Raw genomic sequence first — 11,576 nt, forward strand, 5'->3', positions numbered from 1 at the left:
CCTTGGTGTGTAGGGTAAATGCTTGTAGCCTATATCTGGAAAGGAATTTCGCGATTTGAGCGGACTTTTTATACCGTTTAGCAAAAACTCTTTTCCTGTAAGGATTTCAGCGATTTCTTGCATAGTAAGTTCGGAAGAGCCCCATAATCTTGACCTGGTACTTCCCAGTTCAATTGTCTCTTCGTGCATATATAAGTAACTTTCCATGACTTGAAGCTGAGTTTCGGATAATTCGGAAGGGTTTTCTGATGGAATTCCTTTCAGTAACAATGGAAAAGTGACTAGAGGTGACGCTTTAATTTCTCCCAGAATTATTCTTCCATCTCTGTGATAAATGCAAGTGTCAGCAACTTCACATCCTCCGAGGACTTTGACGTCCATAATATTGGAAAATGCTTTTTGAATGAATCGCAAAATAATTTCGCTTGTTAGTTTCCCAATTGCACCCGATTTAGGTTTTGCGGCTTCTTGAAAAGACCATATATCATTTGCAATTAACAAGGGGGCGCACAGATTGATAAATCCTAAATGATAGTTACAACTTTGTGGGAGCGAACCTTCAGGATAGCAGCGCAAATATTTTTGAAGAAATGGAATCTTATCAAGATAAGATAAACTTGTCAACAAGTCGAACGAAAAAGCCAAACAGGCTTCATCTTTCTGGTAACTCGCCCAATTAATTAAACGATCGGCCAGTTCGAGCCAAGGATAATCACACAAAGGCTCCTTTCCTACATTTTCTTCTACAATTTTATTTAAATCTTCAGGCATATTAAAGTTGAGTTGTTTGAATTTTTGTTTAAATCTGCTGATTTTATTTTTGTCTAAATATTCATTATAAAACACAGAGCGATTGAAAGTCTAGATTTCGCGACAGAGAACCTTTTTCCCAACATCGAACCCCGATATCCCACAGATACCGGGGTTCTGGGAAACTCAACTCTGTTCAACTGGGTTCGGGAATCGTCACGTCGATCGCCGTCACTTCGGTATTGGGACTTAAACTCGACAGCGGCGGCTCGATCGCCTCGGAAGTCCCCACCACTAACGTTACCAATTTCTCGGGTTCGAGATAGTCTCGCGCCACCCGTTGCACGTCTTCAACCGTTGTCTTGCGAACGCCGTCTTGATATTGGTTCAGGAAATCCAACGGATAATCGTAATAGTCGTATCGCACCAGTCGCGACAGGGTTTGAGAGGGATCGGCGAAGTTAAAGACGAAGGAGTTCAACGTCGAATCTTTCGCAATCTGTAACTCTTCTTCTTCGATCGGTTCGGTACGAACGCGATCGATCTCGGCGCGAACGGCTTGAATAAACGGAACAGTGGCGTCCGATCGCGTTTGTCCCCCCGCCACGAACACGCCGGGATAGTCGTATTGAGCGCCCCAATACGCATAGACGGAATAGGCTAACCCTTGGCGCGATCGCACTTCGTTAAACAAGCGTCCGCCAAACCCGCTCAATACGTTGTTCATCACCCCCAAAATCGGGTAGTCGGGGCTACTCCGCACGCCGCCGAGATGTCCGATTTCAATGTAACTTTGGGTCAGCTGCGGGCGATCGACGAAAAACACGCCGCTCTCGCGAGCTTGCGACACGTTGGGTAATTCGGGAAGCGGTGCGGACGCGGGTTTCCAATCCTCCAATTTCTGCGAAATCAACGTTTTTACCGCTTCGCTGTCGAAATCTCCGACGACTCCGAGAATCATGCGATCGGGGACGAAAAACTGCTCGTAAAACGACTGGATATCCTCGCGAGCGATGTTCTCGAGGGTTTCGTATTCCATCGTTCTGGCGTAGGGACTGGTTTCGCCGTAAATCAGTTTCTGAAATTCGCGATCGGCGATGCTTCCCGGTTCGTCGTTGCGCCGCGCGATATTTCCCCGCATCTGATTCTTCGCCACTTCGATCTTGTCTTCAGCAAAGGCGGGTTGACGCAACACCTCCACAAATAAATCGAATACGTCCTCGAAGTCTTCGCTGAGGGCGCTAAAACTCACGCTTCCCGCAGTCGAACCAATGGACGATTCTACTGACGCGGCGTTCTGTTCCAGAATGCGGTTCAACTCGTCGGCGGGGTGGTTCTGGGTTCCTCCGGCGCGGATGACGTTTCCCGTTAAGTTCGCCAACCCCACTTTATCGGACGGCTCGAACCGACTTCCCGTCTGAATCAGGGCGTTTCCCGAAATTAAGGGAAGTTCGCGATCTTCAATCAGATACACCGTCAAACCGTTGTCGAGTTGGAAACGGGTGTAGTCGGGAAGTTGTAATTCTGGAAGTGGCGGAAATTCCAGTTCGGTGTAATGTCTCGGCGTCGCGGCGACGGAGGCGGCGGGATGAAACAGGGTGCTGACGACGAACCCTACGGCGAACAACATCGTCCAGTAGGGACGTAGGTGTTTTGTCCAGAGAGTGCGCCATAAATTGCGTCCTCTCCTCATTGTTTTTCGTTTGCTCATGTCGATCTCTTGTGTGTCTTGACTCGGACTGCTTGCGGAGCGAGTCTCAATTCTTGGGAAACCTTAACCGTCGATGGGTAACAGTTTTCCGATGGTGCGGTTTTCGGGAACGAAGGTTTCTCGCGCGACGCGCAAAATATCCTCCGCCGTCACCGCTTCGATTTGTTCGATTTGACGGAACAGGTTGCGCCAGTCTCCGGTTTTCACTTGGTACTCGACGAGCAAACTCGCCATACCGGAGTTGGAATCGAGCGATCGCAGCAGTCCCGCTTTGGCTTGGGTTTTGACGCGATCGAGATCGGCGTCGGAAACGGGTTCGCGCGTCAGTTTTTGAATTTCGGCTTGCAACGCCGCTTGCACTTCTTCGACACCGTGTCCCGGTGCTGTCAAGGCGTAAAACAGCATCAAATTGGGAAATTTATCCCCCGGAAAGCCGTTAAAGCCTTGAGCGGCGAGGGCGATTTGCTGGTCTTCTACGAGGGACTGATACAGCCGCGAGGTGCGTCCGTTGCTGAGGATGGCGCTTATCATCTCGTATGTCGCGTTGTCGGGATGGTTCACTGAAGGACGGTGATAGCCTTCGAGATACCAGGGTTCGCTCTGGAAGCGGACTTCTACGGAGCGCGGTTCGGTTTGCGGCGGTTCGACGGCGGTGACTTGCGGCGGTGCGGGTTTGGGTTCGTATCGCCCGAAATAGGCTCGGGCGAGTTCTTTGACGCGATCGGGATCGACATCTCCGACGACGGCGGCGGTGAGGTTACTCGGGACGTAGTAGGTTTGGAAAAATTCGTCTACGTCTTGGCGCGTTAGGTTTTCTAAGTCTTCGACGGAGCCGATGACGGGTTGTTGGTAGGGGTGAACCTGAAACGCCGTGTCGAGGAATTCTTCGATCAGTTTTCCGATCGGGGAATTGTCGGTTCGCAGACGCCGTTCTTCGAGAATCACTTGCTGTTCTTTGTAAAATTCTCGAAATACGGGTTCGAGGAACCGCTCGGACTCGAGAGACATCCACAGTTCGAGTTTGTTGGAGGGGAAACTGTAGAAATATCGCGTGGCGTCGGCGGAAGTGGTGGCGTTGAGGCCGACTCCTCCCGATCGCTCGACGATCTGTCCGAATTCGTTTTGAATCACGTATTCGGAGGCTTCTGTTTGGACGCGATCGAATTGGGCTTGCAGTTCTTCGACTTTCGTAAGATTGTTTTCAGATTTTGCCGCTTCGATTTGTTGGTGTAAATCGTCGAGGCGATCGAGCAGCGGACGCTCTTTCTGATAGTTCGTCGTTCCGATTTTTTGGGTGCCTTTAAAGGCTAAATGTTCTAAGAAGTGCGCGATACCCGTTTGCCCCGGAACTTCGTTGACGCCGCCGACATCGGCGTACGTGATAAACGAGACGATGGGGGCTTCGTGGCGTTCGAGAACGATAAATTTCATCCCGTTATCGAGAGTGAATTCGGTCGCGCGTTCGAGCGTGCGATCGAGATAGGGTTGAATCGACGCCGCCCGAGCTGTAGTCGGTGCAACGCTTAAGGTTCCGAAAAGTAGCGCCAGACACGCGAATGCGACGAGCGATCGCCCGATTTGACGACCGCAGATTTTCAGGTTTTGAAGATAGGATGGGATCGAATACATAACATGATGATTCCGAACGCGATCGAAGTTGGATCTCTGACTTTTGAGATCGATAACTTCCTATGACAATCTGTGAATCTTTTGCCGAGGAACCGACAATTTAATTCACAATACTGTTACAAGGCACACTGACAATTGCATAGTTTTGTGAAGACAATGAAGACGATACACGCGACGCGAACCCCCGAATCCGAAACCCGCACGCGCATTCTCGCCTCTGCACGACGATTGTTCGCCCGCCAAGGATTTGAAGGGACGACAACCCGCGCCCTCGCCCGTGCGGCCGGTGTAGCGGAAGGCACGCTCTTTAGACATTTTGACAATAAAAAGGCGATTTTGGTGGAAGTGGCGACTCAAGGCTGGATCGAACTGTTAACGGATTTGTTGACGGAACTGAGCGAAATGGGCAGTTACAAGGCGGTTTCGCAAGTTATCCAGCGCCGCCTCCTTCACCTGCGTAAGAACGCCGATCTGATGCGCGTATGCTTCCTCGAAGCTCAGTTTCACCCGGAACTGCGCGAACGTATTCAAAAGGACTCGATCGAAAAAATGACGGACGTAGCGGAAGCCTTCATACAAACGGCGATCGATCGCGGCATTTATCGTCCGATGAACCCGAGATTGGTGGCAAAAGTCTTTCTCGGAATGTTTGCGATTTCTGGCTTTAGCTACGAAACCCTGATGGGCGAAAATCCTTCACCGCAAGCGATGAAGGATATGGCTGAAGGACTGGCCGATATTTTCCTCAACGGCGTTCTCGCCAGAGATATCGAGGATTAGGGCGAGACAACTGTGGTTTGCAAACGGACTTTTCAGGTCGATCGAGGTGGGGCAAGCTTCTAAGTTTGCCCCGACTGGATTTTCCGCCTTCACGTCAATTTCCTTGTCCCCTTGTCTGCAATCACATCAAACGCGGCACTTTGTTCTCTTTGTTGAGTTTGTAATACTTCTCCCAAGCCAGTTTCGCCCATCTAGCCCAAGCCCCTCGAGGCGCGATCGCTTTCTCGTCGTCGCGATAGACGAACACGGCTTCGTCGCCTAAATCCATCACGCACAAAATATGCATCTCTTCTCGAAACGACGCTCGGGGAAACTGTTCGCGGGTCTGTCTCGCGATGTTTTCGGCCGCCGTCCGGGCCATGAGTTCGGCCAGGTGTCCCTGACGCGCCCGCCAAGCGGGCCCCTCGAAAAAGGAACTGTCACCGATAGCGTAGCAATTCTCGAGATCTTTGACTTGGGCGGTATCGCTGACGGGAACGAAACCCGCTTCGGTCAGGGGTAAATCGGAATTTTTCAAGACTGGATTTCCCGTCATTCCCGGTGTAAACACGGTTAAATCGCTCTGGATTTCAGTGCCGTCTTCAAATACCACCCCCTCGGCGGTGAATTCGGTAATTTTGCGACCGGTTATCGTGCGGATGTTGCGTTTCTCGAACAGTTTGGCAATTTGAGCTAACCCTTTTTCGCCGAGACGTTTTCCGGGTTTGGGAGAGGGAGTGAAAAAGATTAACTCGAAGCGATCGCGCAAGCCTTTTTGACGTAAATAGGTGTCGAAGTTGAATGTCACTTCAAACATCGGACCGCCGCGCACCGCCGTCGAATCTTTGGGATTGCCGCTAAAGCCACAGGCGATCGTTCCGTAACCGCGATCGACTAATTTCAAAAACTTCTCTTGAATGTCGATGCCGTCTTGGGGAGAACGACACACCGTCCGCGTATGTTCGATGCCCTTGGGTTTGAGTTTGGAACCGCCCAAGGCAATGACGAGATAGTCGTACTCGCGTTTTTGTCGATCTGTGATTACATATTGTTGCGATGTATTGACTTCTCTAATTTCTTCGTGTGAGAAATTAAATCCGTGAATCTCTGCCAGCGGAGAAAGCGGCAAACTGAGGTCTTCCACGGTTCGATGTCCCACCGTCAGCCAAATTGAAGCGGGATAGACGTAGAGAAAGTCTCGGTTGGAAATCAAGTCGATTTGCGCTTGACCCTTGATACGTTGACTGAGGTTGATGGCGGCTTCGACGCCACCCATGCCTCCGCCGAGAACGAGAATTTTGGGCTGAGTCATCATACTTATTGAGAATTTACGTCAAGAAAAAAGTAAAAAAATATAGGGGTCTGTGAAGACGCCTGTTTGATGCCTATTTGATGGTTTTCCACCACTCCACCATTCCGCCAGAGAGGTTGTAAACCTGGCTGAAGCCTTGTTTTACCAGGTGTTGCGCTGCAATGGGACTGCGGTGTGCCGTCAGACAAACGATGGCGATGGGTTCGTCTTTGGGGAGCGATCGAAACCACTCAGGCCACATCCACTTTCGCAAGAGGGGAATCGACCCCAACATCACTCTCGGAAGGCTGAGATTTCGAGCGTTGGGGGCGTGTCCGGCAGCGTATTCGAGCTGCGATCGCACGTCGATGAGTGTGGGAGAATGGGGGAGGCTGACAAACGCCTGTGGGGTGATGTCCGTTACCGTTTCTGCACGAGTAGCGGTAGTCATCGCTAAAACCTCCTGTTATTCGAGTTGTTGGCAAGATTGGGAAAAGTCAGAGCAGACAAACTGGGTTGGGAAACACGCGATCGTTATCGAAGCTGTCTGCTCTGACAAGACTGTACGGGTAGTAACGCTCTACGTGCGATCGGCACGATGGCTCCCTCACAAGATTCACTATATAACTTTTTAGTCAAATATGCAAGTGTTTTTGAGCAACTAGCGATCGAGGTTTTCAGGATTAGCGATCGCCAATCCCGAGAAACCCAGCCTCGAAATGTAAGACTAAGTTTCCCAAACTGATTTAATCCTCACCAATCCCCATTGCGCCTCGAAATCCGGTAATAATTCGCGTTCCGTCTTTGAGGACGTGAATTTCCATCTGGTCGCTCGCCCAATCGAGGCGATTCTGAAACTCAGGATTGAGAACCCGAACCCGTTGATTGCGGGACGACACCAGCGATGTGGGGTCGTGAATGGCCTGAGATTCTACATAAGGACCGTCAATGAGAATATCGAGCTGTTCGAGTAACGCGATCGCTCCCGGCGGTGCCTTATCCTCCGACAACTCGTCCAAAGTAAAGCCGCTAAAGGACATCACATTCAATCCTTTGGCTTTCACCCTTTTGGCCAACTCCGCCAATGCGGGAGCTTGCCAAAAGGGTTCGCCGCCGGAAAAGGTGACGCCTTCGTTATTGGGGTTACTCGTAATTTTCTCGGCCAGTTCTTCGATAGACACCACCTGATTGGGTTCAAAAGACCAAGAGCTGGGATTAAAGCAACCGGGACATTCCCGCAAACAGCCCTGAACCCAAACCACTGCCCGTTTTCCCGGGCCGTTAACTTCGGACTCGTCTACGTAGCCCATAATATTCAGGTGTCCGGCCGGAATTTTTATGTCCTGAACCATTTGTTTCCCTCCTTCTCAATAGGTGGCTTACATTGGCGGTGCGTGACAGCTCGATCGGTCTCACGATCGACACCCTATTTTTCAAGTGGGCGGTGTACATTGGCGGTGCGTGACAGCTCGATCGGTCTCACGATCGACACCCTATTTTTCAAGTCACGCACCCTACGAAACTGCCCTCTGCACTCTACACTGATAAACTCGCACCCTTGTCTGTTGGCGGTGTACATTGTCGGGGTGTGACGATTTCTCAGTCTCAGGATTCATACGGAATCCTAATTTCAAACACTGGTTTTACCCAGTCAGACAAGCCCCTCTCTGTGTCCTCTGTGTCTCTGTGGTGAAGACTTCTTGAAACCTAGCTTATCGGAAAAGGATGGAGTATCACACCCCATTTTTCAAGTCACGCACCTACGAAAAAAGGGGGGAATTAAATCCCCCCTCCAAAAAACCAGATCGAACGATTGCAGTGGTTGCAGCGATTAGCCGCCGATATTCGGTGCGTGAGACATCGAAATCGGTTGGGCGTCACCGGAAGCCAACGTCCACGGGAAGTTGTGAGCGTTGGGGGCGTGCATCACTTGGATGCCCAGGTTTGCCCGGTTGATCAGGTCGGCATCGGTGCGGATGACGCGACCTTGAGCGTCTAATACGGACTGGTTGAAGTTAAAGCCGTTGAGGTTGAACGCCATGGTTCCAACTGCCAAAGCTGCGAACCAAATACCGATGACGGGGAACGCACCGAGGATAAAGTGGACGGAGCGGCTGTTCCGCATGGCAAAGCTCGGCAGAGTCAAGCGTCCCCAGAAGCCAGCGTGTCCGGCAATCAGGTTATAGGTGGCTTCTTGTTGTCCGAATTTGTAGCCTTCGTTTGCCGATTCGAGTTCGGTGGTTTCCCGAACTAGGGAAGAGGTCACGAGAGAGCCATGTAGGGCGCTCAGTAACGCGCCGCCAAACACGCCGATGACACCGAGCATATGCAGCGGGTGCATCATGATGTTGTGTTCGGCTTGGAAGGACATCATGAAGTGGAACGTGCCGGAAATGCCCAAGGGTAAGGCTTCGGAGAAGCTACCTTGACCGACGGGATACACGAGTAGGACGGCAGTTGCTGCCGCAGCCGGAGCGGAGAAGGCAACGGCAATCCACGGACGCATTCCCAAGCGATAGCTCAGTTCCCACAGCCGTCCGAGGTACGCCCAAATTGCAATGAGGGCGTGGAAGACGATGAGCTGGTACGGTCCGCCGTTGTAAAGCCATTCTTCGATGGAACCGGCGTCCCAAATGGGATAGAAGTGCAGACCGATGGCGGCGGAGGTGGGAACGACGGCGGCGGAAATAAAGTTGTTACCGCCGAGAATGGAGCCGATGACGGGTTCGCGGATACCTTCCATGTCCACTGGAGGGGCGGCGAGGAAGGCTAAGACGAATGCTGTGGCAGCAGCGAGGGCTGTCGGGATTAGTAAGACACCGAACCAACCGATATAGATCCGGTTTTCGGTGCTGGTAATCCACGCGCAGAGTCGATCCCATGCTGACCAGAGATCGCCCTCTCGACGTTGGCGAATATTAGTAGCCATGATTCCAAATACCTCATGGAAAAAATACACAGGTATCGGATCGAATTTGGAAAACAATAAACAACGATCGCCCTTTCAGATGTGTGGGAAGGGGACGGTCGAGCGCCTAGGCTCGGACAAGCGATCGCCTACAGAGAGAGAATAAGGTCGAAAAAAGATTGAAACAATTGTAAACTGTCGCTTGTGGCGCTCTGAGTTCGATTCGATACCCGTTTCGATCGAGATGTTGCGAAGCGCCTATATTTGCCTGGAATTGCTCGATTTTAAAGCGCGATCGCAACTCGTACGAAAATAAATTCAACGATCTCGATACTGTAATTTATTCTATGAAGTTCTTTTGAAAATGTCAATTCGTTTGACTTGAATTTTATATCAAAAACAATAGCGTTTCGTAAACTATGTTTAAGAAATAATTCTGTATTTTACGCAGTAGTCAGTATTATCGATGTTCGTAAAAAAAACATAAAGAAAACTCCATCCCGACCGAAGAGGGATGGAGTTGAATCGAACCGATTTCAGACCGATCTTAGGAACGATCGAGCTTGTCAGAGACGCGAGTTTGCGTCGATCGACAAGATTTAACTTTAGGCGTTGACTTCAGGAGCGCTCAGCGCAATGGGTGCAGCGTCAGTAGAAGCCAAATCCAATCGACAAGATTTAACTTTAGGCGTTGACTTCAGGAGCGCTCAGCGCAATGGGTGCAGCGTCAGTAGAAGCCAAATCCATAGGAAATTGGTGAGCGTTGCGTTCGTGCATCACTTCGATACCCAGGTTGGCACGGTTGATGACGTCAGCCCAGGTGTTAATGACGCGACCTTGACTGTCGAGAACGGACTGGTTGAAGTTGAAGCCGTTCAAGTTGAACGCCATAGTACTCAGACCCAGTGACGTAAACCAAATACCGACCACCGGCCAAGCAGCCAGGAAGAAGTGCAGCGAGCGGCTGTTGTTGAAGGAAGCGTATTGGAAGATCAGACGACCGAAGTAACCGTGAGCGGCAACCAGGTTGTAGGTTTCTTCCTCTTGACCGAATTTGTAGCCTTGGTTTTGAGACTCGTATTCGGTGGTTTCGCGCACTAGAGAGCTGGTGACGAGAGAACCGTGCATGGCGGAGAACAGCGCACCGCCGAAGACACCAGCCACACCGAGCATATGGAACGGGTGCATCAGGATGTTGTGTTCGGCTTGGAACACGATCATGAAGTTGAAGGTTCCCGAGATGCCCAGCATCAGACCGTCAGAAAACGATCCTTGACCGATGGGGTAAATCAGCAGAACGGCAGTGGCAGCAGCCACGGGAGCAGAAAACGCTACGGGAATCCAAGGACGCATCCCCAGGCGGTAGGACAGTTCCCACTCGCGACCCATGTAGGCGTAAATTGCAATTAGGAAGTGCAGGACGATGAGTTGGTACGGCCCGCCGTTATAGAGCCATTCGTCCAAGCTGGCAGCTTCCCAAAGGGGGTATAAGTGCAAGCCGATTGCGGCGGAGGTCGGAATGACCGTTGCGGAGATAATGTTGTTGCCGTACAGCAGCGAGCCAGAAATGGGTTCGCGAATGCCGTCGAGATCGACAGGAGGTGCGGCAACGAAAGCCAAGATAAAGACAATTGCGGCTGTTAGAGCGGTGGGGATGAGAAGAACGCCAAACCAGCCCACGTACAGGCGGTTTTCGGTACTCGTTACCCAACTGCAGAAACGCTCCCACAGATTGTATTGATGTTGCGTTGTTGTGGTGGTCATAAAAAAACCTCGTTAGGGTTCTGACAACAGACTCACGATTAAAGTTCGATGGTGTTGACATTGAACTCGAGGAACAATCTTATTGAACCGTATTCCTATGTAGTTGTCAACTAAATAACCATAAGGTTATTGAATAGGACGAAGCGTCTGACTTTCTCGAGAGCGATGGTTGGAGGGAGGCGGTGACTGTTAACTGTTCTCGGTGTATTCCCAGATTTCCCAGACGATCTCGCGCGATCGCACCTCTCGTCCGATGTCTTCGGCTACTTGCGAGAATTCCCAAAGTAGCCATTCTTCTGGCGTCGTACAAGGTTCGGGGATTTGTACGCGCAACTGTTCGCTGAGGCGCAATAAGGCTTTTCCAGTGGTTTGGTCGGGTTCTTTTTCCGCTAACAGGGTTTCTCCGTAACCTCGCAACCAATTCGTCCACTGTGGTATGGAGACGCGCGGCGACAAATCTGCTAAAAACGCTGAGACTTCAGGCGCTCCCTGGGTTGTGGCTTGGAGTAAGCGATCGAACATCGGTTCGTATTCCTCTGGTGAGAGCGGCGATAAGGGGCGATCGCACAGTTGTCGTCCGTATTCTCCGGCGATTTCGCTGAGTCGGCCGCAGTGGAGTTCTGCTGAGAGGGTGACAAGGTAGACGGAAGCCAGACGGGACAATTGTTTGAGAGAATAGAGGAGTCCCAAAAAAGAGGGTGGCGTTTGCGGCCACCCCAACAAAAAAATGCTACCGACATTCTACCAAGATTTTCTGCGTATCC

The 11,576-nt window shown here is 51.0% G+C and carries 10 protein-coding genes; 1 reads left to right on the plus strand and 9 read right to left on the minus strand.

Annotated features, from left to right (window positions below; genetic code table 11):
* The 3 genes from POG22_RS16975 to POG22_RS16985 form a co-directional block, all read right to left on the minus strand.
* Positions 1-846 (minus strand): hypothetical protein (locus tag POG22_RS16975; protein ID WP_498906560.1); only part of this gene is annotated, 846 nt, incomplete at its 3' end.
* 100 nt (positions 847-946) lie between these two features.
* Positions 947-2,461: a M16 family metallopeptidase gene (locus POG22_RS16980; protein ID WP_498906561.1), complete on the minus strand. Its 1,515-nt coding sequence runs from the start codon at positions 2,459-2,461 to the stop codon at positions 947-949.
* 63 nt (positions 2,462-2,524) lie between these two features.
* Positions 2,525-4,090 carry a M16 family metallopeptidase gene (locus POG22_RS16985; RefSeq protein ID WP_498906562.1) on the minus strand — a complete coding sequence of 522 codons (1,566 nt, stop codon included), beginning with the start codon at positions 4,088-4,090 and terminating at the stop codon, positions 2,525-2,527.
* Positions 4,091-4,246: 156 nt separating this feature from the next.
* Between POG22_RS16985 and POG22_RS16990 the strand changes: the two genes are divergently transcribed.
* The gene (locus tag POG22_RS16990) at positions 4,247-4,870 is read left to right on the plus strand and encodes a TetR/AcrR family transcriptional regulator (RefSeq protein ID WP_063716545.1); all 624 of its coding nucleotides are present in this window, start codon (positions 4,247-4,249) and stop codon (positions 4,868-4,870) included.
* Between the two features lie 121 nt (positions 4,871-4,991).
* On the opposite strand, the gene POG22_RS16995 is transcribed toward POG22_RS16990, so the two are convergent.
* From POG22_RS16995 to POG22_RS17020, 6 genes are all read right to left on the minus strand, one after another.
* Positions 4,992-6,164, minus strand: coding sequence for an NAD(P)/FAD-dependent oxidoreductase (locus POG22_RS16995; protein ID WP_498906564.1), 1,173 nt, complete (start codon positions 6,162-6,164; stop codon positions 4,992-4,994).
* A gap of 70 nt (positions 6,165-6,234) precedes the next feature.
* Entirely contained in the window at positions 6,235-6,591 is a 357-nt protein-coding gene (locus tag POG22_RS17000) for a rhodanese-like domain-containing protein (RefSeq protein ID WP_063716544.1), read from the minus strand.
* Positions 6,592-6,886: 295 nt separating this feature from the next.
* A complete protein-coding gene (locus POG22_RS17005) occupies positions 6,887-7,492 on the minus strand; it encodes a 4Fe-4S single cluster domain-containing protein (protein WP_498906566.1) in 606 nt (201 codons plus the stop codon).
* 479 nt (positions 7,493-7,971) lie between these two features.
* A complete protein-coding gene (psbA, locus tag POG22_RS17010; RefSeq protein WP_498906567.1) occupies positions 7,972-9,069 on the minus strand; it encodes a photosystem II q(b) protein in 1,098 nt (365 codons plus the stop codon).
* A 663-nt stretch (positions 9,070-9,732) separates the two neighbouring features.
* Positions 9,733-10,812 carry a photosystem II q(b) protein gene (psbA, locus tag POG22_RS17015; protein WP_017659179.1) on the minus strand — a complete coding sequence of 360 codons (1,080 nt, stop codon included), beginning with the start codon at positions 10,810-10,812 and terminating at the stop codon, positions 9,733-9,735.
* A gap of 189 nt (positions 10,813-11,001) precedes the next feature.
* A complete protein-coding gene (locus POG22_RS17020) occupies positions 11,002-11,502 on the minus strand; it encodes a hypothetical protein (protein WP_498906568.1) in 501 nt (166 codons plus the stop codon).
* Positions 11,503-11,576 lie beyond the last annotated feature (74 nt).

This window comes from Geitlerinema sp. CS-897, assembly GCF_028368005.1.
In the GTDB taxonomy this organism is placed as follows: domain Bacteria; phylum Cyanobacteriota; class Cyanobacteriia; order Cyanobacteriales; family Geitlerinemataceae; genus Baaleninema; species Baaleninema simplex.